Origin of the sequence: Mucilaginibacter sp. UR6-11, from assembly GCF_020880695.1 — a bacterium.
Taxonomy (GTDB): Bacteria; Bacteroidota; Bacteroidia; order Sphingobacteriales; family Sphingobacteriaceae; genus Mucilaginibacter.
The window spans coordinates 239,871-262,693 of record NZ_JAJIWO010000002.1; the positions used below are offsets into that span (position 1 = coordinate 239,871).

Below are 22,823 nucleotides of genomic sequence, written 5' to 3' on the forward strand. Positions count from 1 at the left end.
TTAACCCATAAAGAAATTAAAATGAAAAGCAGATATCATCAGCAAATACGGCAATCATTAAAATGGTTGTTGGCATTTATAACCATCTTTTTATTAACCTGCGGCAAGCAATTGCTGGGTCAGCAAAAGATGAGAATAATTAGCTATAATATAGAGGAAGGGATGAAAGCCGATACTTCTAAAGGCAAAAAAGATTTTGTTGCCTGGATCAAATCGCTCGACCCGGATATTATGGCACTGGAAGAGTGCAACAAGTTTACCCAGGCATCGCTTGAAGAACTTGCGCATAGCTACGGGCACCCTTATGCCATTATCGTAAAAGAGAAAGGCTATCCTACAGCAATCACTTCCAAATATCCCATCGTCAATGTTCAAAAAATAACTGATAACATGACCCATGGGTTCATCACTTGTAAAATAAAAGATTTGAATGTTGTGGTGTTACATCTGAATCCGCATCAATACCAAAAACGCAGGGAAGAAATAGCCGTGATATTAAATACGATCGCGGCTTCGCCTGAAAAGAAAAAGTGGCTGATGATGGGTGATTTTAATTCAATATCGCCCCTGGATAAAGACAAATATGCTGATGGGAAACTACTGGCTTATCTGATAGATCAAAAACAAAAGCACAGTTTCCACGCCAACCTGGTTGATGACAGGGAGCTGGATTACCAGGTACAGCAGCAAATACTTGATTTTGGATTAAAAGATACCGGTAAAGCCTTTGAAGCGGTAAGTAAAAATCCGCCCACGCGAAGCAGGATAGATTACATTTATGTAAGCAGGGACCTGATGCCTAAAGTAACTGCCTCGCATTTTATAGTGGATGAGTTTACGGCCCATCACTCAGATCATAAGCCCATGATGATGGAATTTGAAAACACGAAATAATAAGACCATGAAAACATATTTTTTTTCTAAAGCACAAAAAAAACACCGGTATTTACTGTTTTTCAGCTTGTTGTTGAGTGTTGTTATAAGCTGTAAAAAAGAACCGACCAGCTTCAGTACTGACCTTGCTGTGGACAGGCGCATTGTACGTGTAGCCGATAGCGCCGCCAACACCCATATTTTAGTTTACGCAGACGGTAACTGGACAGCAAGTCTGCAAAATAGCCCGGACTGGGTTAAGCTTGACAAAACATCAGCCAGGGGTAAAGGCGAAATTATTGCGACAGTGAAAAGCAACGCCGGTAATTTGCCACGGGCGGCTAACATATTAATAAGCGCCAATAATAAAACGGATACGATTAGCCTGCAGCAACGCGGCCTGGTACCCGTTATAAATATTACCGATGCTACGGCAAATGGCATAGCAAATGGCGGTGTAATGAAAACCGGCATTGTTACCAATATACCTTTTAACCTGATGCAGCATACCGAGGTTTACGGCGCAACGGGTGGTACAAACTGGATAACCAACGTGGCTATTAATGGCACTAATCTAAACTTTACGCTGGGCCAAAATCCCCTGGCGCAAACGCGCCAGGCAGTGTTGAAACTATCTTACCTTGATGCTTTGGGTACACTTAACCAAGATTCGGTTATTGTTACTCAAAACCCTAAGGGGGGGTATGATAATGCGGTGGCAAAGGATTTTGACTATGTTAAAACTTTGCCGGCGGGTGTTGTAACCCAGGATATTTACATAGAAGGTGTTATTATCAGCGATAAAGGCAACCCGAACATGGGTCAAAACGCTAACAGCGCAACTAACAAACACGTGGTTGATAAAACCGAGAACAGTATCACGTCCTATATCCAAAGTCTGGATGGAAGATCGGGTTTCAGGATCAGGGCCAAAACGGGCGGCGATAACATCTATGGCCGTAATGAGGTGGTAAAGATTTGGTTAAAAGGCGTTAACCTCATCAAGGAAACTAACCCATCGCGCACCACTATTGACCAGGTACCGTCTATTAATGTGATGTCTAAAGTTGCTGCTGCGCCGGTGCAACCCAGAGATATTTATATGAAAGATTTGACGGATAATGATACTTACACTTACGTGAAGCTGAAGGACGTCGAAATCAGTATACCCAACGGCAGCTTCTTTAATATCAACGAAGGCTATATTGCTCGTACTGATGAGTACCCGCTTAATATAAGGGATATTAATGGCGACAGTATGTATATGCTTACCAATATTGATGTTCCTTATCGTAGAGATGGTAATCCGGTACCGCAGGGCTCGGGCACTATAGCCGGTATCCTGGTGCATGAAGACTTGCCACGCTATGGCGGAAATATAGGCAAGTTCGCTATCAGGCATATCACCCGGGACGATATTGCGCTGCAAAGCGATCGCAACGCAGGGTTCTCGAATGTATTAGTAGAATGGAGCCGTTTTAAAACGGAAAATGTTACCGGCGCAACAGCCGCTAAAAATCCGTTGACACCAGATACTGGTACCGGTACACTTACGCAAAGCCAAAAAGGCGCACTCGACTTTACATCGTCAGGTATATTTGTCGGTGGTGATTATAACGGCCTGCTGATTGAATCAACAACTGTAAAAGGGGTGATTGCCAACGGAGCCTGGGGCGCCAATACCTGGTGGAACGATGCTAAGAATATTGGTGCATCATGGAATATCAAAACTTCCACAACCGGTATTACTAAACCAATATCCCTGCAAATAGAAGGCGCCAGCAACATTGGCGGGCCTACAAACTTTATTACTGAGTGGTCAACCACGGGTACTGACGTAGGCCCATGGAACCTGGTGGCAGAGTATACGATGCAGGATATTACAGACTTTACGAATACCTTGTTAACTCAGGTGCCGGGGCATAAAGTAGTAAACGTCCAATTCCCGCTGGCTGCATCAGGCTTACCAAACTTGTATATCAGGCTAAGGGTAAAAAACAAAACGGTAGGCACAACTACCAGCCCAGCTGCGGGCACACTCACCGCAGCAGGGGTTAGCCGTTTGGGCCATGTGTCTATTAAATACAATAAATAACAATCACAATTCCAAACCGTGGCATCTGTATGGATGTCACGGTTTATAAACCAGCATTGACCTTGAAAAAACAACTATTAATTTGCCTGATAGCAATAATTACTATCTGCAAACCCGGCAATTTACGGGCACAAACCGATAGCATCGTTTATACTGATGCGGCTACGCTGTATATGTCGGGTAAACCATTTAATACAGTTAATCCATATCAACGTGTAGATACTGCCCGGTATCCGGCACTGCCGGCGCCGGTTAAGCGGTTACTTACCCATTCGGCCGGACTTGCTGTGTGCTTTACCAGCAACAGTACGTCAATATCCGCAAAATGGTGTATTAATAAACCGCTGGCTTACGCTAACATGACCACCATTAATAGCCAGGGACTAAATCTATATGTACAGAAAAACGGCAAGTGGCAATTTGCCGGGGTAGCTAAACCCGGTAATAAGAAATGCACACAGGCGCTCATTGTTGAAAATATGGAAAAAGGCGACAAGAAGTTCTTGTTATATCTGCCCACCTATAATGAACTGAACAGCTTAGAAATAGGTGTGGAGCGCGGCTGTACGATCAAATCGATGCCCGGGGCATTTAAAAAACGTGTGGCAGTATATGGTTCAAGTGTTACCCAGGGCGCATCGGCCAGTCGCTCCGGCTTAGCTTATCCGGCAGTGCTTTCACGCCATTTGGGATATGACTTTATCAATATAGGCATGAGCGGCAGCGCTAAAATGGAGCCGGCAGTAGTTGCTATGGTGAATGATGTGGAGGCTGATGCCTATTTACTTGATTGCATACCCAACGCATCCGTACAACAAATAAAAGATCGCACATTAAACATGGTAATGGCCATACAAAAAGCGCATCCCGGTAAACCAATTATATTGCTGAATAGTATCAGCCGCGAGCAGGGGTTTGTTGATATGAAAATGGGTGCAACTGTTATCGCTCAAAACAGGGCTACCGATAGCATTGCCAACATCCTGCTAAAAAAACATACCAAAGATTTTTATTTTATTGATGTTAAGAATTTTTTTGGGGATGACCATGAAGCATCAACAGATTATGCGCATCCGAACGATTTGGGTTTTTACCGGTTCGTACAAAAACTTGAACCTATGGTTGCCGATATTTTAAAAAAATACTTTTAACGGCCTATTATGAAAAAAGCACTATTACCGGTTATATTATTTCTAATCGGCTTTAAAACCAGCGCACAGGATAAAAACTTAACCATCATCCCTGCCCCGGCCAAAATAACAGTAGAAAAAGGTTTTTACCACTTAACCAAAAACACCCCGGTATCATTTATCGGCTTTAAACAATCCCCCATTACGCTGAAAGATTTTGCGGCTACAGCGCTATTATTAAAAGGTGTAAATGCCACGGGTAAACAAACACTAAATGGCGGATTAAAGGTGGTATTAGATCCGGCCATGCAAATTCCTGATGAAGGTTATCGAATGTCCGTAAATGCGGGCGGAATTAAAATAATATCGAACACTGAAAAAGGCTTGTTTTACGGGTTACAAACACTATTACAGCTTATTCCGGACGAAGGGGACGCGATTCCATGTACAGAAATAGAAGATTACCCGCGCTACAAATATCGTGGCCTTCACCTTGATGTTGGCCGGCATTTGTTCCCGGTTAGTTTTATTAAGCAATATATTGATCTGCTTGCCCAATACAAACTCAATACGTTTCACTGGCATTTAACCGAAGATCAGGGCTGGCGTATAGAAATAAAAAAATACCCCAAGCTAACCAGTATTGGCGGCTTTCGCGATCAGACCTTAATAGGCAAATTAAAAGTTAAGCCCGAAATATATGACAGTACCCGTTATGGCGGCTTTTACACTCAAAAAGAGGTGCGCGAGGTAGTGGCCTATGCAACTTCAAAATACGTTACTGTTATACCTGAAATTGAAATGCCGGGCCATTCATTAGCGGCCTTGGCTGCTTACCCCCAACTGGCTTGCGGCGATAACCCCGGGCCATTTAAATCCGGACAGATCTGGGGTGTGTACAAGGATGTGTATTGCGCTGGTAAAGAGGAAACCTTCCGTTTCCTGGAGGATGTGCTGGATGAAGTGATGTCGCTGTTTCCCTCGAAGTATATACACATAGGTGGCGACGAATGCCCGAAAGACAGGTGGAAAACCTGCCCGTACTGCCAAAAAAGAATAAAAGATTTAAAACTGAAGGATGAGCATGAACTGCAATCGTACTTTATCCAACGGATGGAAAAGTATGTAAACAGCAAAGGCAAACAAATTATTGGCTGGGACGAGATACTGGAAGGCGGCCTCGCAAAGAATGCTGTGGTTATGAGCTGGCGCGGTGTTAAAGGGGGCATTGCTGCCGCGCAGCAGGACCATGATGTGATTATGACCCCCGGCGCTTTTTTATACCTTGACCATACTGAAAGTAAATCTACCGAAGAGCCCATTACCAATGGTAATTATTTGCCTTTAAGTAAAATGTATTCGTACGATCCTACGCCGGCAGAATTAACACAGACCCAACAAAAACGGGTCATCGGCGTACAGGCCAATGCCTGGTCGGAATATATGGCGTCGCCGGACAAAGTATTGTACATGTTATTACCCCGTTTATTTGCTTTGTCTGAAATAGCCTGGACGGCCCCGGAAAAAAAGGACTGGATTAACTTTTCTGAATCTCGCGTACCGGCACATCTGGGTTGGTTAGACAGAAAGAACATGATGTACCATGTGCCAGAGCCAATTGGCGCAAAAGACACCACCATTAAGGCCGGAAGTTATTTGCTGGATTACAAAGGGCCCGTTAAAGGCGCAAAAATTTATTATACCATTAATGGTTATTTTCCTTATCAAACAGATTATTTATATGAAAAACCGGTTACCATAACCGTACCCCCAAACCAGGAACGGATTATAAAATCGGTAGTAATTACCCCTTCGGGCAAGCGTAGCAGTACCGTAACCGTACATCTGGTAAATAAGCCTGAATCTAACAGTAATAATTAATATATGCCTGCCTTATACGGGCCACCACACTGAAAGATTAAGTATATAACAACTATACATTTTATGAAAAACACCATTAAATACTGCTTATTATTAACAATAGGTGCCTGCTTAAGTTGGCCGATAATTATAAATGCACAAAGCCATACTTCCCCAAAACGCCTGCGCTTAGGGTATTCTATTCCAATAGATAAAATAACGCCGGAAACAATGGCCTATGCCAGAGCAAACGGAATAGATTGTATCGAAACATTTTTAGGGCCTTATGTTGATACAGCACGTAATTTTAAATTTACCGACCAGGAAATAACCGCCATGGTAACAGCTGCAAAAAAGGCAGCAGACGATGCCGGGATACAAATATGGTCGGTACATATGTTGTTTGGTAAGAATATAGATATTTCTCTGCCAAATGAAGCCGAACGCCTAAAGGTAATGGCGCTGCACAAAAAAATACTTGGCTTTTGTACCATCCTTAAGCCTAAACTGATCCTGTTTCATCCCAGTTGGTATTTGGGCCTTAACGAACGCGAGCTGCGTAAAAGCCAAATGATAAAATCGGCCAATGAAATGAATAAGATAGTAAAAGCCATGAATGCTACCATGGTAATAGAAAACATGCTTGGCCCGGCACTATTGGTAGATGCCCGGCGTGAGCGCCCGCTGTGCCGCACAGTAGAAGAAACGGTAGAAATTATGAACAGGCTTCCTAATGATATCTATTCGGCTATTGACCTTAACCATATCAAAAATCCTGAAAAACTGATCTATGCCATGGGTGCACGTTTAAAAACCCTCCATGTTTCAGATGGTACGGGCAAGGCCGAAAATCATTACTTTCCGTGTAGCGGACAAGGAGAAAACAACTGGGTGGCTATACTTACCGCGCTTAATAAAGTGAATTATAACGGACCATTTATGTATGAGTGTGCTTATAAAGATGCCAAAGATTTTAAGCCCTGTTATGAAAGCTTATATCAGGCATTTAAACAATCGCTTGAAACGTCGAATGAAAAATAGTTATTATGAAAAGCCGGATTTGTGATTGAAGTTGGCTAACGGCCGAACTAAATTATAAATCCGCTTGTATTTGCTTTGATCAATCGGTATAGCTTTGAGAGCACTCTGAATAGAGGTATTCAGGCTGGCAGCTTTTTTGATTAAACAGGATATTATTTCGTGTCAACCTATTCAACTGCCTTATCTTGCTCAAATAAAGTAAGCAGGGAGTAATTTTTGGCTTGTACCCGGTTTGCAATGAAATGATTTTTATCATTGCAAAACCAGAGTTTACAGGTTAAGCGCGCCTTATTAGAAAATTATCTTCTGCTTTTGTTGGTGACGAATAGAATCCCGTTCTCTTTTTTTAACTGAAAATAAAACATTCAAAAGAAACCTCTAACTTTAACGGAAGCTTAATCTTAATTTAATACGATAAAACTTCATCAAGTATAATTTTGACGTATTGATTTTAAAATGAAAATACTCCCGGTTGATACGTTGAATGAACTTTTTGAAAACTGGAAAATTGGCGACGAAAATTCGTTTGAAAAACTTTTTAACCAATTATTTCCTGCTCTTTTAAAATTCGCTAACAAAACTCTAAGAGACGCGGGGCAGGCCGAAGAGCTTGTGATGGACATTTTTTATAAAATCTGGAGTAAAAAAAATGAATTATGTATTCAGGGGGATATTGATAAATATCTTTATAAATGTGTAAAGCACGGTATAATTGACCACTATCGTAAAAAGATTCCCTCGTTTCAACCGCTGGACGAATTAGAAACCCCTTTGGATTTTCAGCCCGCTTGTGATGAAAAATTAATAAATACGGAACTGGAGCATCACTACAGTTACGCCATCAGCAGGTTAAGCCCAAAGCGCCAGGAGGTTTACAAATTAAGCCGGATGGATGGGATGAGTTATAAAGAAATTGCATCCTATACCGGCTTATCAATAAACACTGTTGAAAACCATATGTCTGCGGCATTGCGATTTCTAAAAACCTATTTAAAAGAAGCAGATATTATATTAGCGATCTTTTTATCCCTTCATATTTTTTTTCAATAAATTTTGCCGGGGCATTAGTGGTAACGGGCGCTATTTACGTGTATAGGGTAAAGCGTCATTAGCTTCTATGGAAGATCAGGTAACCAGGCAATTATTACACCTTTATATTCGCGGGATCTGTTCACCCTCGGAAAAATTACAGGTTGAGGAATATTTAAGATCAGAAAAATCAAATTTGTTGATTGACCGGGTACTGGATGAGTATTGGGCTGAGTTAGATACGGCGCAATCAGCCACTGATAAAACCGATCATTATTATTCTAAATTCAAGACGCGGTACCAATTAAAGTCGCCTCCTGTCAAAAAACTGAAATGGCACGAATCAGGCCTTCTAAAATATGCTGCATTACTGGTTTTAGGTTTAGGCGCGGTTTTTTATTACCTGGGCTTACGTTCAACTCCGGATAGCCAGACTTCATCAATAACTTTTGTTAAAAAATATAATCCGCTGGGGCAACGCTCCATTGTAACGCTTCCTGACAGCTCGGTAGTTTACCTTGGACCAGAAAGCTGGATAAAATTTCCCCGGGAATTTTTGGGTCATACCCGCGAAGTGTCGTTTCAGGGCGAGGGTTTTTTTGATGTGAAACATCGGGCGTCTAACCCATTTATCGTTCAAAGCAACGGCATCAAAACTATTGTACTGGGTACATCATTTAAAATAGAAACTTTCAGGCCGCATACGATAAGTATAAGTGTTGCGACCGGTAAGGTAAGTGTCGGCAAGGTGTTATCAAACAAAAAGTACCAGCCATTGGCCGTACTTACGCATGGTAAACGGGCCGTTTATAATACAGAAAAACAAAAGATAGTAATAGATGATATGCCCGTAAATGATCTGCTGGTGTGGAAAGAGGGGGGAATGGTTTTCAGGAATTTGACATTGGCTGAAATATCCCAGCGGCTTGAGCGCTGGTATAAAGTAAAAATAATTATCGGAAAGAAGATGGAGGGCTTCCGGATATCCGCATCGTTCGGAAATGTTACCATCAACGAAGTTATGGAAGTTATCTCCCGCACGGCAGGTCTACGATATAGGATAAGCAATCAAATAATTTACCTCACAAAAACAAGTATGAAAAAAACCTAACCTTCACAAAAAAACCGCCCTGTTTCAGCAAGGCGGTTGCAGATGGATCTGTAACGTTTACGAGGCGCTACCTTTCCCTGTCCCTTAAGGGACATTAAAAATTAATCATTTGTCCAATTAACTTTTAAACAGATCAAAGTTATGCAAAATGTACTGCATGCCAAATCATGTATTTATAATATTATGAAAATTACTGTAGTCGTAGTAGTTATTCAAATCATATCAAGTTCGATGCTTATTGCTTCAACGGCGAAAAGTCAGAGCCTGGAAACAACAACGATCAGTTTTGAACTGCATAAGGCTACGGTTAAAGAGAGCCTGCTTTTATTACAGAAACAAAGCGCTTTTAAAATCTCTTATCCGGAGCAACCGGTTAGCAATGAAAGCAAAAAAATTGACCTTCCGCTTAGCCAGTATTCCATAGCCGGGGCGTTAAGATTTATACTTAAAAACACCAACCTGCAGTTTGCCCAGTCTAACCAATATATTATTATCAGCCAAAAACCCCCGAAAGTACTCCCCGGTAAAATAACCGGAAAGATTACTGACGAAAAAACAGGGGAGACCTTAATCGGCGTAATTATTTCTGTACAAGGGCAAAGCCGCGTTGTGCAAACGGATGTTCAGGGCAAATTTGAATTGGATTTGCCCGAAGGAAACTATGAATTTTCAGCCAGGTATATCGGGTATGTTACCGAGGTGTTTTCGGCAAATATAAAAGAGGGCAAAACCTCGGAGGTAAATATCAGGTTGAAGGCTCAGAAAAACAGTCTTAATGAAGTTGTAGTAGTTGGGTACGGTACACAAAAACGATCAACCATTACCGGTGCGGTAAACCAGGTAGGTTCTGAAGTGTTTGAGAACAGGCCGGTTACCAATGCAGCACAGGCCCTGCAGGGTGTTATTCCTAACCTTAATATTACTTTTTCAGACGGCAGGCCAGACCGGGGAGGGAATTTTAATATTCGTGGTTTTACCTCTATTAACGGCGGCGGACCATTAATTTTGATTGATGGTGTGCCGGCTGATATCAACCAAATTAACCCTGAAGATATAGCTACGGTTTCTGTGTTAAAAGATGCCGCATCGGCCGCCATCTATGGTGCAAGGGCGTCGTTTGGTGTTGTTCTTGTCACTACAAAAACCGGAAAAAAAGGCAAGCTCGATGTTCGTTACTCTAATAATTTTGGTGTCAGCCAGCCCCTGGGTATTCCAAAGGTAACGGATGCCCTCACTGACGCTACTATCCAGAACGAGGCCTATAAAGGATACTCCGGGTCTGACAATGCCGGGCTGGTTGCAACTATTGATTATTTAAAGCAAAGACAAGCCAATCCCTCATTGCCAGAATTGGGCAAAGATGCCAGTGGTAATTTTATAAGAGGGGCCAATACCGATTGGTACGGGTCATTCTATAATAAAAACCTTTTCTTCAATAAAAATTATTTAAGCGTTGCCGGCGGAACAGAAAAAACAACCTACTTTTTAAGCGGCGGTTTTGACGATCAGGATGGAATTTTCAAACAAGAAACAGATCACTATAAGCGCTATAACCTGCGGGCAAAGCTAAATTTTGACTTCAATCAATGGCTATCACTTTATAACAATGCTGAATTTGATCAGGGGAATTACGACTCGCCAAATACATACGTTAACAAATCGGGGAATAATATTTACCGTTATCTTTCGCTGTTTGCTAACCCGTATGAAGCTATAAAAACGGCTAACGGCAACTGGACACAGGCCGGTGCCCTTACATTCGGTGAGTTACAGGATGGCGGCAGGGCAGAAACCCAAAACCGGACGATCCGTAACACCACGGGATTGCAACTTAAGTTATTTAAAAATGAGTTGCATATTAATGGTGACTACACGGTATCTTATAACGAGCTTACCAACGATACGCAAAGTTTACCGGTAAGTTATGAAACCACACCAAACGTACTTACGCAGTACCCAAACCCCAATTATTATCAGTCTTCTTATGAGCAGATTTTTCATTCTGTAGCCAACGTTTATGCAAATTATAGCCACGCATTTGGAAAACATCAGTTTACGCTGCTTGGTGGTGCAAGCCAGGAGTTGAACCAGGACCACGCCTTTAATGCTTATCGCGAAAACAATATTACCAGTTCACTTGGTTCCTTAAACCTGACCTCGGGCCCGGCAACTGTCGGAGATTTGAAAGAAACATGGGCCTTGCAAAGTTTATTTTATCGTGCCAACTACGGCTATGATAATAAATATCTGTTGGAGCTTAATGGCCGGTATGATGGCACGTCCCGCTTCCCTTCTAATGACCGGTTTGGATTTTTCCCTTCCGTTTCGGGCGGGTGGGTGCTTTCAAAAGAAAGTTTTTTCAAACCGCTTACCAATGTATTTGATAATTTCAAGCTTCGTGCCTCTTATGGGACATTAGGTAATCAGCAGGTAAGTGCCTATCCTTATATCAGTACAATGAATGTAACAAAGGGAACAGTAATCCTTGACGGAAGTCAGCCCTTAATTACTTCGGCACCCGGCCTGGTTTCGCCAAATTTAACCTGGGAAACCAGCACAACCGCTGATTTTGGTGCGGACATGCTTTTATTACATAATCGCCTTGAACTGGGTTTTGACTGGTATCAACGCCAAACCAGGAACATGCTTACCAAAAGTAAATCATTACCGGCTGTCTTGGGTACGGCCGAGCCGCGAACCAACGCTGCAGACCTGAGCACAAAAGGGTGGGAGTTGTCTGCCAAATGGGAAGATCAATTTTTACTTGCCGGTAAAACATTCAGGTATAATATTTTTGCCGTATTGTCAGACAATCAGTCAAAAATCACCAGATATGATAATCCAAACGGATTGCTGAGTGATTATTATACCGGACAATCAATAGGCGAAATCTGGGGTTATAAAACACTTGGCTTTTTTAAAACTGATGACGAGTGGAAAACATCGGCCAGTCAATCAAAAGTTTCTTCAATAGAATACCAATTGAACGGACATTCTCTTGCCGGCGATATTAAGTTTGCTGATTTAAATGGCGACAATAAAATTGACAATGGTACCAATACCCTCGCTAACCATGGCGATCAGGAAAAAATAGGCAATACAACTCCACGGTATAGTTATGGTTTCAATGCCGGGTTTAATTGGATGAGTTTTGACTTCAGCGCTTTTTTCCAGGGTGTAGGGAAACGTGATTTTTGGCCCGGACAAGAGTCGGGGGTATTCTGGGGGTTATATAACAGGTATAATCAGCCTGTCTATACCACTATCGTAAATAATTACTGGACGCCTCAAAATACAGATGCTTATTTCCCCCGCTTAAGGTCATACGAGGCCCAGGCCAGCAGCAGCTCGTTAGGCGTAACCCAAACCAGGTATCTGCAGAATGCAGCTTACCTGAGGCTTAAGAATATCACACTGGGTTACCAGCTTCCGGCCGGGTTGCTGCAAAGGATAAATATTAGTAGTGTAAGGGTATTTATTTCGGGGCAAAACCTGGTCACCTGGACAAAACTAAACAAGGCATTTGATCCAGAGGGCATTGGGCAGGATCCCGGTACATCCACTGTAAACGGTACCGGCTTTGTGTACCCTATTCAAAAAACTTTTGTAGCGGGTCTTGAAGTAAAATTTTAAAAGAAAAATATCATGAAAAAATATTTGTATAGTATAACCATAGCTTTAGCGCTGCTTACCTCGTGTAAGAAAAGCTTTTTAGATCGTTTGCCGGAGAGCAGTATATCACCGCAAAAATTCTTTAATACCGAAAACGACCTGATTATCTACAGTAATAGCTTTTATAGCGATTTGCCGGGAGCATCAATTTACTCTGACGATAATAACAGTGATAACATAGAGCCATCGGCAATCAGTACGTTAATGTCCGGTACAACAATTGTTCCGGGCGATGCTTCAACTGCAGGTTGGACGTGGGGCAGCCTGCGCAACATTAATTATTTTTTAGAAAACTATAACCACGCGCAGATCAGTGCGGCCTTAAAAGGTAAATATGCCGGCGTGGCCCGGTTTTTCCGGGCTTGGTTCTATTTCAATAAGATGAAACGTTTTGGCGACGTACCATGGTATTCGACCTCGCTTGATGTAAATAGCCCGGAGTTATATAAAGCAAGGGACTCACGTGTATTGGTCACAGACTCGCTTATTGCGGATCTTGATTATGCTATAAAAACATTGGATAGTAAAACCAGTATATCAAGGGTAACCAAGTGGACCGCCATTGCTCTTAAATCCAGGGTTTGCCTATTTGAAGGGACTTACCGTAAATATCATTCGGAGGTTAATTTACAGTCGACGGCAAATGACCTTTTAAAGCTTTCTTACCAGGCCGCAAGCCAGCTTATGACCAGCGGAACCTACAAGCTGTACAATACAGGGCATCCCAATACTGATTATTTAAATTTATTCACGGCAGAAAGCGCTATTCCTGACGAGGTGATATTGGCGCAGGTTTATGACGCCTCAATGAATGTATTGCATGCCGCCAACGGGGTTTTTACTACGGCTACATTAGGTAACCCGGGTTTAACAAAATCACTGATCAATAGTTATTTGATGAAAGACGGAACTTCGTTTACGCTCATTCCCGGCAATGATACTTTAATGTTTGCCGGCGAAGTAAAAAACAGGGATCCCCGGCTTACACAAACCATCCGGACCCCGGGATATACCCGAATAGGTTCTTCAACTGTTTTAAACCCCGACTTTACCAATTCGCTCACGGGCTATCAGTGTATAAAGTTTGTAATGGGTACCAACGAAGATGGATTTAACACCAATACCAACGATTTGCCGGTGTTTCGTTACGCCGAGGTATTACTGAATTACGCCGAAGCACGAGCCGAAACCGGCGAACTTAACCAGGCGGATGTGGATATGAGCATTAACCTTTTGCGCCTGCGTGCAGGCGTGGCGCCGTTAAACTTAAATGCTATCCGGAATGACCCTTTTCAGCAGGCAATGTATACTAATGTAAGCGACCCGAAAATTATTGAAATACGACGTGAGCGAAGGGTAGAACTGGCTATGGAGGGCTTTAGATATTACGATATTTTACGCTGGAAAGAAGGGCACCTGCTGACGGATAAATTCCAGGGAATGTATTTTAGCCACAAAGGGACATTTGACCTGGATGGCAACGGTGTGAATGATTTTGCTTTGGTTGATACTAAGCCGGCAAACCCGGATAAAACTTTGCAGTATTATGTGTTGGGGACTGATCACACACTTTCACATGGGAATAGCGGTAATATTATTGTTCATCCAACCATCAATAAAGTATTTGTTGACCCTAAGAATTACCTGTTTCCGTTGCCGACTACCGAATTGGTGCTTAACCCCAAATTAAAACAAAATACAGGCTGGTAAATAACGCATTATGAGAAAGACCTTTTGGATAACAGGACTATTGGTTTTGGCCCTCATAGAGGCCAAGGCCCAGGAGAAGCCGTGGCAGTTTGCACATATTTCAGACACGCATATCGGTAATGAAACTTCAATAGAAGATTTGCAACGGACCATTAAAGATATTAATGCGAACAGTGTGCTGGACTTTGTAGTAATAACCGGCGATATAACCGAATTTGGCTCGGATGAAGAATTAAAGACAGCCAGGGAAATGTTCAATAGTTTGAACAAGCCCTGGTATATCATACCGGGTAATCATGACATGAAATGGTCCGAAAGCGGTGGTAATAGCTTTAAAAAAGTTTTCGGGTCTGAAACGGTGGCTTTTAAACATAATGGCTTTCTGTTTTTAGGTACCAACTGCGGCCCCAATATGAGGATGAGCCCGGGGCAGGTACCCCGTGAAAATATTGTATGGCTTGATTCCGTATTGAAGCAAACACCAGCGCAAACGCCGGTAATATTTATGAATCATTACCCGCAGGATTCATCATTAAATAATTGGTATGAGATAATTGACCGGCTTAAAACACACAATACGCAACTGGTTATATGTGGCCACGGACACTCCAACCAGCATTTAAATTTTGAAGGTATACCAGGCGTAATGGGACGGTCTAATCTGCGTGCCAAAGATACTATCGGAGGGTATAATATCGTAACGATAAAGGGCGACTCAGTCTTTTATAATGAAAGGCTGCCGGGTGTGATGACTAAACCTACCTGGACAAAAGACCGCTTATACCAGCATGACTTTACAAAGGATAATTATCCACGACCATCGTATGCTGTAAATAAGCAATTTGGGGACTTAAAACAGGTTTGGACGTTACAGGATGATAATGATATTGGCGCCGGCACAACCATTATCGGTAACATGGTTATCGTAACCAATACGGGAGGGTGGATAAAAGCATACGCTGTAAACAGCGGGAAGAAAATTTGGGCCACAAAAACAGGCGGAAAACTTTATAGCACACCCTGTGCATCAGGAAATGCGATTGTTGTGGCGTGTGCCGATAATTTTTTATACTGCCTCCAAAAAAATACAGGTAAAGTGAACTGGAAGGCTGCGGCTGAAAAACCACTGGTAACCTCGCCGGTAATTGCTGACGGGCGGGTGTTTTGTGGCGGCTCTGATGGTCATTTCAGGTGCTTTGAACTTTCATCCGGAAAATTAAACTGGGATTTTAACCAGGTAAAGGGATTTGTTGAAACAAGGCCGTTACTTTACAACGGCCGAATCTATTTCGGCAGTTGGGGAAATCATTTTTATGTGCTTGATCAAAAATCAGGTTCATTGATCTGGAGCTGGAGCGATGGCTACACCAACCGTATGTTTTCGCCTGCTGCCTGTAACCCGGTAGCTACCGGTAACCGTGTATTTATAGTGGCACCAGACAGATATATGACCTGCTTTGATGCTTCGGGTGGTAAGGTGATTTGGCGCAACGGAGATCCGAAGATCAGGGTGAGGGAATCAATGGGTCTTTCGGCCGACAGCAGCCTGGTTTTTGTTAAAACCATGGATGGTGATATATTGGGAATAGACACCCGGTCGGACAACATGGATGTTAAGTGGAAAGCTGGACGTAATATAGGATATGATATTTCACCGTCTATGGTTGAAGAACATGATGGTTTAGTATTCGCCCTGTCTGATTCGGGTAGTATCTACTCCTTTAAACGGAATGATGGCTCATTGGTTTGGATTCATAAATTGACAAACTGCCTGGTGAATCCTTTGGGCTTTTCCAATGACCATAAATTAATTGCAACAACTATGGATGGTAATATCTCCTGTCTGAAGTATTAACCTGGGTAGTGATGGAGAGTTAATTATTTTAAACCAGTATTTAGTATATTAAGTAAAGAGCCCGTGTCATTAAATTATGACACGGGCTCTTATGATTCGTTTTCTTTGGCATTTCCTTAATCCTGTCGACTACTATAGAGAGAAACTCGGGCTAAATTATTTTATTGACGGCCTTACCTCAGTTACGCACCTTTAAATTTATATTAAGATTTCGTTAAGAAATACCCACCGCCAATTATGGCTTTTAATTTCATGTAGTTTTGTACTACAAGCAAATGACACTGATTTTAAAATCCATAATGAAAATACTGTCTTTCATGGCAGTATTTTTGATAGTATTTTTACCTGTTCTTAGTCAATTTGAACAATCAGGACATTGTACTACTTATCATAAGGCAAGCAGTAAAAATAGTGTTGCTTACTTTCATGCTCCTTTCCATGAACACTGCTGGAGCATCATTAAAAACAGGCAACTTGCATCGCCACCGCTTCCATTAAAACTAAAAATCGCAGTTGCTCAGTTGGTCGCGCCTAAGGGCTTTTTTGATCATCTGATAACCATAAACCTTAACCAGTGTACAAGCAATGTCCTGGTTGGCTCAAAACGTTGTACCAAGCCCTGCTTATATCTTATCTATCGCCGGCTCATTATCTGAAGCTGTTCCATTACCTCGAATATCGTTTGTGCAATCCAATTTCATAGCAATATGGGCTTGGCTGCATAATTAATTAAACCCGTAATAATGGATTAGCAGTACGTAATCAATAATTAAATAATGAACAGGCAACATTACTATAAAGACGCAGACAAGGAATTAGTCCGCACCGCTAAAGTACTTTCAAATACAATGAGAATATCTATACTGACGATTTTGATTAAGGGCAGGCCTTGGATAAAAAAAGAGGCTTTTAGTGAATTAGAATTGAAAAAAGATGTATTGAATAACCACCTTAGAAAATTAAAACAAATTGGCTTAATTCAAGTAAAAGCTGGTGAGGTGGCAATATGTGAAGATGCTTTTAAACAGTTGGGCGCGAGGTTTTTAAATATTTTTTAATACGAATAATATTCGTTTTTACTTAAAACAAAATGTTGATTAAAAATTAGTGTATCTATTGGTTTATGATCAGAGCCGCCTAATATTACGCGTGCATTGATTAGCCAGTTATTTGCACTTATTTTTTTTCCTTTGATTTCTCCATCTATTGGCTTCAGTAATAGGGTGCTGCAACATGCGCAAATGATGTTATAGTTGGTGTTTCCGGCTATCTGACTGCCGGTAATAACAAACTCATTTTTTCCCATGTCCGTTTTGAAATACAATAGAGTTTTTGCGTTGCACAACGTTGAATTTATCCTTTTGTAGGAAAAAACCGTTTTAGAACCATTTTGCACAGAAGAATCGCCAAAATCAGCCTGTTCGAAATATTGATAAGTACATTCAGAATTTTGCGGACAATCTGTAAGTTTCTCATCAAGTTTAATACTCTTGTCTTTATTGCATCCCGCAATTATCAGGTTGAGGATGAATAATATAACTATGTTTTGTTTCATATTGATAATACGGGAGACAACCCTGTTTCGCTACAGCTCAGAACAGATTTTCATAAAAAAAGGGGGATTGCAATTGCAATCCCCCCTTTTTTAAATAGATTATTTAACAGACTATCTGGCATATACAGTCCAGGATGCTTTTGTCCAATCGTTCGCCGGATCAATCGCGCCTAAATAAGTAACTTTTGTAAAGAATGCGTCACCTAAGGCTGTCCCTGCAAAGGCAGCTCCCGACAATGCAGGCGAACCGGCTTTAGGTAACAGGTTTGGCGCCTGGTTATTAAACGGATCGGTTAAGCCGATATCTGCAAAAGCGGAATATGACTTTGTTGCGTCGCGACCTTCGACTAAGGCTTTCAATCCGGCAGCGTCAAGCAAAGCTTTGTTAACCAATTTAGCCGGGTCAACAGAATAGTTCGGTCCATATGATTGCAACAAGCTATTTTTAAACCCGCTTACGCCGTCAATATAAAATTGAGCAGTTACATCATTATCTATATCCATGCCCGCTTTTTGACCGCCCATTACAATAGAGTTAGCCAAAATAAATTTGCTTCCTCTTCTCCAACGCATGCCATAACCGTAATCGGTTGATGTGCCAGCCGCGTTGTTAGGACCTATTGCTGTGAAGTTTGATAGCGTTGGCGAAGTAACAGGTGTAGAAAGATAACCTTTTGCGTCGGTTGTATTATCTACTTCAAAGTTGTTTGAAATATCACCTGTAGTGCCTTTATTGTCTGTAAATGCAGGATCTTTTATAGAAACGCCAAACTGGATTTTACCATGATATCCATCATCTAAATCGAAATCATCATCTGCGCAATTGTAAGCGATTAGATATTTAGCGTTAAACGAGCCGCCGAAAAATTCGAAAGCATCATCTAAACCGCGGATCACCTCGATATGGTCAACAGTTGTGCCGCTACCAACAGCATACATGCTTAATCCGTTAATTTCGTCACCAGGATTTACGGCTTTACCGCCGTATTCAATTCTTACATATTGTAATACACCTGAGTTATCAGCATCATTTGTACCACCGAATAATTGGTGAGGGATATCAACACCGCCTTCAAGGACAGCGTGGTTACCGTTACCTAATGCATTACCAACTAATACCACACCGCCAAAATCGCCCGGTTGTTTATTAGTTTCGGCAGAAGTAAAAACAATTGGATTAGCAGCAGTACCTGCAGCCATAATTTTGCTCCCTTTGTAAATGATTAATACACCGGCAGAGTCTTTGTTACTTATAATTTTGGTTCCCGGGTCAATGGTCAATGTGGCATTACCATCTACATAAACATATCCTCTTAGGCGATAAGTATTATTTGCTGTCCAATGGGTATCTTTTGTAATTGTTCCTCTAACATCGAATTTACCAGCAGGTGACGTTACAATGGGATCGCTCTTTTTTGAGCATGAGGCCAGGCCGAGCAATGCGGCGAAACCTAATAAATAAATGTGCTTTTTCATACGAGTCGTTTATTGTTTTTTGATTTGTTTTAAATTTTATTTGGAAAAATTGAAATTGTATTTAAAAGACAAGGAGGCTGAAAAACCGGCATAACGGCTTTGTATTAACTTATCCTCGCCTGATTTATATGCTGTGCCACCGGTTGAATTATAGTTGTTGTAGAATACATACGGTTGTGCCAGCAGATCAGCTAAGGTTAGTTTAAGCTCGCCATGCTTTTTCATTACCTGTTTGCTGAATTGAAAATCGATTACGTCCCTTGGTTTTTCGTAGACGTCTGCACCGCCGGTAACTGCGCGGAATTTAAGGCGCTCGCCGATGCGGTTATAAAGCACGTTAAATGAAAAATCACTATTTTCCGGAGTGTAGTATAAGCCCGAATTAATCAGGTAAGGAGACTGTCCCTGTAGTGGTGTAGAAACATTACGGCCATCGGCAAGTAACACCTTGGCATTAATATAGGATGCATTTAGGTAGAATGTTAGGTTTCTTAAAAAGCTGCCTTCGGATATAAAATTCAGTTTCTTTCTTAATTCCGCTTCAAACCCAAGGTCTTTTGCATTTGTAGCGTTTCGGTAAGTCAATATCTCGTTGCCCTGGTTGATCTGCTCAATTGGATTTTTAAATTTTTTGTAAAAGGTAGAGAATGAAATGATCTCACCGCCCGATGGGTAATACTCAAAACGTAAATCAACGTTATCAATCGTACTCCGCACCAAATCAGGATCTCCGTCAATAATATAATTTGTTTGGTAATCAAAGTAACGGAAACCGGCCAGTTCTCTAAATTCAGGCCTGTTTACCGAGCGGAAATATGAAGCCCTTAAATTGGTTTTCGGTGTTAAGGCGTAAGTTAGATTGCCGGATGGCAGCACATCAGTATTGTTATATTCGCGGGTTTGTTTTCCGGCCGCCGATAGTGTTTGGTCGTAGCGCTCTATGCGTGCGCCCCATACGAAGCGCAGTTTTTCAGTGAACTTATTGTCGAGCATAACATAGCCGGCGTCCTGGTCGGCTTTCCCCGTATAGTCGGTCGAGCTTAAGTCCAGACGGGATAAGTCAATCCCATTTTGCTGAATGCTTTGAGGGCTGAAAACGTTTGATATATCTGTACCGTTAGTAAACGAAATAGCGCGATTGCCGAATCCTACGCCATCTGTATAACCCAATGCGTCAATGCTAAATGTGCGGTCACGGTGAATGACCAAGCCGCCAATTTTTAATCGTTGCGGCTCGTCCATCCATTTAAACGGATAGGTTAGGTTAACTTTGGCATTATAGATATTCTCATTTAATTTAGAATAGACGCGGCCCAAATCATTGGGTTTTGCGCTATTTTCGCTTGAAAGCGAAATGTATTCAGGTAAATTAACAGGGGTAAAAATTGTTACTATCCTTTGGTCTGGCTGGTTGCGATATGACAAACCATATGAACCACTCCAATCTAAAATAATATTGCGTTTGCCCAAAGTATGCTGGCCCTCTAAGATTGAGGTATAAATGCCATTTTGGGTTGTTTCTATAGAAAAACCTTTATATAACAACGGCGTTGTTCCGCCTGATTCATAGTTTCTTGCATTGTTAGTCTGCTCAAAATCTTCCGAAAAATCATTATTATATAAGTTTTTTAACGCGATTTTATTTCTACCAAAAGTATAGGCGAAATTTAAAAGGCCACCCAGAGATTTATAGTTGCTAAAAGTATTTCTGTCATATTGGTAATTCAATAGTTCCTGGCTGGCATTATCCGATCCGGTGTATCCAAAACGTTCTCCCATTGAAACCCGGTGCCCGTTGGTATAGTTTAAGCTAAAATTATATCCAAACCGGTTAGCTGATTTTGTTATTACCGAATTACCGGTTGCTAATTGAAACCCGACGTTTGGCAAGCTGTTTTGATTAGTCTGATATCCGAATGTATTGGGAAATTGTTGTGCAATAGCAATTTTTTGTGCGCTCGTTGTTCCGGAGGTGTAATTTGACTTTATGCTTGAATAAGCATCCGGCAGTTTTCGTGACCCATCATCAAATCCAAGAAAATCATATTTTCCGTTTGGTTGCGCCGAGATGAAATTATTTTTAAACGTGGTTTTTGAATTGTAACCCAGGCTAACGGTTGCCTCCAAAAATTGATTGTCAGGAATATCTTTGGTTATGGTGTTTATGGTTCCCCCTGCAAAGTCGCCAGGTAAATCGGGGGTCGCCGTTTTGTATATAACGATGTTGTCGACAAGGCTTGCCGGGACGATATCAAACGCAAATGCCTTCCTATCCGGTTCAGAACTTGGCAGGTAGGCATTATTCATCAAATTGTTATTGTAACGTTCTGCCAATCCCCGGATTACAACAAATTTGCCATCCTGGACAGATGTGCCGCTTATCCGCTTTAAAACATCGCCGGTATTCCGGTCTGGTGATCTTTTGATCACATCGGCGGAAATACCGTCGGTAACTTGTACGCTATTTTTTTGCTTTGCATACAGGGTATTGATCGATTCCTGTTTGAAGCTTGATTTAATTACAACTTCGTTAAGTGCTTTGGATCCGGCTTCATCCATAATAATATCTACATCGGTTACGCCTTGCTTGATCTCAATCCCCGAAATCAATTTAGTTTGGTAACCAATATATTTAACCTCAATTGTATAGGCGCCCGGCTCAATGCCCGACAACAAAAATCTTCCCTCGGCATTTGTGCTTGTTACCTTATTACTTCCAACCAAGGTTACGGTTGCACCAATTAGTGTTTCTCCCGTTTTTTTGTCGATAACCTTTCCGGCAATTTTACCCGCTACTTCTGCATATAAGCTTGTTGCGCTTAATGCAATTAAAATTATGAAGCTTATTGTTGTGCGTATTTTAAGCATAGTTTTTAATGACGGGTCAAAACTATGTACCTGCGGTTAAGTAAATGTTAACCGTGGATTATCAAATCCAATATATTGGATATTATCTATGATTTAAGATTAACAATCTGATAATACTATCAACAATATAAATTTTTGCATTTATATTAGATGCGTTAAGTTTTATGGCAAATCATAAGAAAGAGGAATTCAATATTTCAGACCAGCAAATTTCACTGGTTGCCAAAGCTATGTCGCATCCGGCAAGGATTGCAATACTTAGAATATTAGCTGAAAACAAGCGGTATTCCTGTGGCGAGATCGTCGCCCGCTTACCTTTGGCCCAGGCCACAGTATCCCATCATTTAAAAGAGCTCCAGGAAGCATCTTTAATTCTGATGGTAAATGCGGGTAAAAGTACGTTGTACGAAATTAATTGGGTAACCTGGAATACCTATGTCGGGCAATTCAATAATTTGCTCAGCCTGTTAAATAACAATCACTAATATTTTGATGTTAAAACAAGGCATCGTAATATTGAAATATATGGGTGTAACTGATAGATTAAA

Annotated in this window: 15 protein-coding genes; 12 read left to right on the forward strand and 3 right to left on the reverse strand. The window is 41.4% G+C overall.

Going from position 1 to position 22,823, the window contains the following annotated elements:
• Positions 1-21: 21 nt before the first annotated feature.
• The 11 genes from LJ658_RS06465 (at position 22) to LJ658_RS06515 (ending at position 17,434) form a co-directional block, all read left to right on the forward strand.
• Positions 22-894: an endonuclease/exonuclease/phosphatase family protein gene (locus LJ658_RS06465; RefSeq protein ID WP_230545658.1), complete on the forward strand. Its 873-nt coding sequence runs from the start codon at positions 22-24 to the stop codon at positions 892-894.
• Between the two features lie 7 nt (positions 895-901).
• Positions 902-2,968: a BACON domain-containing protein gene (locus tag LJ658_RS06470; protein ID WP_230545659.1), complete on the forward strand. Its 2,067-nt coding sequence runs from the start codon at positions 902-904 to the stop codon at positions 2,966-2,968.
• A 62-nt stretch (positions 2,969-3,030) separates the two neighbouring features.
• Positions 3,031-4,119 carry an SGNH/GDSL hydrolase family protein gene (locus tag LJ658_RS06475; protein WP_230545660.1) on the forward strand — a complete coding sequence of 363 codons (1,089 nt, stop codon included), beginning with the start codon at positions 3,031-3,033 and terminating at the stop codon, positions 4,117-4,119.
• Positions 4,120-4,128: 9 nt separating this feature from the next.
• Positions 4,129-5,979: a beta-N-acetylhexosaminidase gene (locus LJ658_RS06480; protein ID WP_230545661.1), complete on the forward strand. Its 1,851-nt coding sequence runs from the start codon at positions 4,129-4,131 to the stop codon at positions 5,977-5,979.
• A 63-nt stretch (positions 5,980-6,042) separates the two neighbouring features.
• Complete coding sequence (locus tag LJ658_RS06485; protein ID WP_230545662.1) at positions 6,043-6,999, forward strand: sugar phosphate isomerase/epimerase; 957 nt, start codon at positions 6,043-6,045, stop codon at positions 6,997-6,999.
• Between the two features lie 456 nt (positions 7,000-7,455).
• Positions 7,456-8,049, forward strand: coding sequence for an RNA polymerase sigma factor (locus LJ658_RS06490; protein ID WP_230545663.1), 594 nt, complete (start codon positions 7,456-7,458; stop codon positions 8,047-8,049).
• A 67-nt stretch (positions 8,050-8,116) separates the two neighbouring features.
• Positions 8,117-9,139 carry a FecR family protein gene (locus LJ658_RS06495; protein ID WP_230545664.1) on the forward strand — a complete coding sequence of 341 codons (1,023 nt, stop codon included), beginning with the start codon at positions 8,117-8,119 and terminating at the stop codon, positions 9,137-9,139.
• Between the two features lie 183 nt (positions 9,140-9,322).
• Positions 9,323-12,772: a TonB-dependent receptor gene (locus tag LJ658_RS06500; protein ID WP_230545665.1), complete on the forward strand. Its 3,450-nt coding sequence runs from the start codon at positions 9,323-9,325 to the stop codon at positions 12,770-12,772.
• A gap of 12 nt (positions 12,773-12,784) precedes the next feature.
• Positions 12,785-14,521 (forward strand): RagB/SusD family nutrient uptake outer membrane protein, encoded by a 1,737-nt coding sequence (locus tag LJ658_RS06505; RefSeq protein ID WP_230545666.1) that lies wholly within the window; start codon positions 12,785-12,787, stop codon positions 14,519-14,521.
• Positions 14,522-14,531: 10 nt separating this feature from the next.
• Positions 14,532-16,376, forward strand: a complete 1,845-nt coding sequence (locus tag LJ658_RS06510) for a PQQ-binding-like beta-propeller repeat protein (RefSeq protein ID WP_230545667.1) — start codon at positions 14,532-14,534, stop codon at positions 16,374-16,376.
• A 776-nt stretch (positions 16,377-17,152) separates the two neighbouring features.
• Positions 17,153-17,434, forward strand: coding sequence for a helix-turn-helix domain-containing protein (locus tag LJ658_RS06515; RefSeq protein ID WP_230545668.1), 282 nt, complete (start codon positions 17,153-17,155; stop codon positions 17,432-17,434).
• Here LJ658_RS06515 and LJ658_RS06520 read toward each other — a convergent pair.
• The 3 genes from LJ658_RS06520 to LJ658_RS06530 form a co-directional block, all read right to left on the reverse strand.
• Entirely contained in the window at positions 17,431-17,931 is a 501-nt protein-coding gene (locus tag LJ658_RS06520; RefSeq protein ID WP_230545669.1) for a hypothetical protein, read from the reverse strand. The genes LJ658_RS06515 and LJ658_RS06520 overlap by 4 nt on opposite strands.
• 111 nt (positions 17,932-18,042) lie before the next feature.
• The gene (locus tag LJ658_RS06525) at positions 18,043-19,407 is read right to left on the reverse strand and encodes a hypothetical protein (protein WP_230545670.1); all 1,365 of its coding nucleotides are present in this window, start codon (positions 19,405-19,407) and stop codon (positions 18,043-18,045) included.
• 36 nt (positions 19,408-19,443) lie between these two features.
• The gene (locus LJ658_RS06530) at positions 19,444-22,275 is read right to left on the reverse strand and encodes a TonB-dependent receptor (RefSeq protein WP_230545671.1); all 2,832 of its coding nucleotides are present in this window, start codon (positions 22,273-22,275) and stop codon (positions 19,444-19,446) included.
• A 164-nt stretch (positions 22,276-22,439) separates the two neighbouring features.
• Here LJ658_RS06530 and LJ658_RS06535 point away from each other — a divergent pair, with 164 nt between their 5' ends.
• Positions 22,440-22,760: a helix-turn-helix transcriptional regulator gene (locus tag LJ658_RS06535; RefSeq protein ID WP_230545672.1), complete on the forward strand. Its 321-nt coding sequence runs from the start codon at positions 22,440-22,442 to the stop codon at positions 22,758-22,760.
• The last annotated feature ends 63 nt before the right edge of the window (positions 22,761-22,823 follow it).

Excerpts from the sequence above, each read along its gene's own strand:
- LJ658_RS06485 (WP_230545662.1), top strand. The coding sequence starts at position 6,043 with ATGAAAAACACCATTAAATACTGCTTATTATTAACAATAGGTGCCTGC.
- LJ658_RS06500 (WP_230545665.1), top strand. The coding sequence starts at position 9,323 with ATGAAAATTACTGTAGTCGTAGTAGTTATTCAAATCATATCAAGTTCG.
- LJ658_RS06535 (WP_230545672.1), top strand. The coding sequence starts at position 22,440 with ATGGCAAATCATAAGAAAGAGGAATTCAATATTTCAGACCAGCAAATT.
- LJ658_RS06465 (WP_230545658.1), top strand. The coding sequence starts at position 22 with ATGAAAAGCAGATATCATCAGCAAATACGGCAATCATTAAAATGGTTG.
- LJ658_RS06515 (WP_230545668.1), top strand. The coding sequence starts at position 17,153 with ATGAACAGGCAACATTACTATAAAGACGCAGACAAGGAATTAGTCCGC.
- LJ658_RS06510 (WP_230545667.1), top strand. The coding sequence starts at position 14,532 with ATGAGAAAGACCTTTTGGATAACAGGACTATTGGTTTTGGCCCTCATA.
- LJ658_RS06470 (WP_230545659.1), top strand. The coding sequence starts at position 902 with ATGAAAACATATTTTTTTTCTAAAGCACAAAAAAAACACCGGTATTTA.
- LJ658_RS06530 (WP_230545671.1), bottom strand. The coding sequence starts at position 22,275 with ATGCTTAAAATACGCACAACAATAAGCTTCATAATTTTAATTGCATTA.
- LJ658_RS06525 (WP_230545670.1), bottom strand. The coding sequence starts at position 19,407 with ATGAAAAAGCACATTTATTTATTAGGTTTCGCCGCATTGCTCGGCCTG.
- LJ658_RS06480 (WP_230545661.1), top strand. The coding sequence starts at position 4,129 with ATGAAAAAAGCACTATTACCGGTTATATTATTTCTAATCGGCTTTAAA.
- LJ658_RS06495 (WP_230545664.1), top strand. The coding sequence starts at position 8,117 with ATGGAAGATCAGGTAACCAGGCAATTATTACACCTTTATATTCGCGGG.
- LJ658_RS06520 (WP_230545669.1), bottom strand. The coding sequence starts at position 17,931 with ATGAAACAAAACATAGTTATATTATTCATCCTCAACCTGATAATTGCG.
- LJ658_RS06490 (WP_230545663.1), top strand. The coding sequence starts at position 7,456 with ATGAAAATACTCCCGGTTGATACGTTGAATGAACTTTTTGAAAACTGG.
- LJ658_RS06505 (WP_230545666.1), top strand. The coding sequence starts at position 12,785 with ATGAAAAAATATTTGTATAGTATAACCATAGCTTTAGCGCTGCTTACC.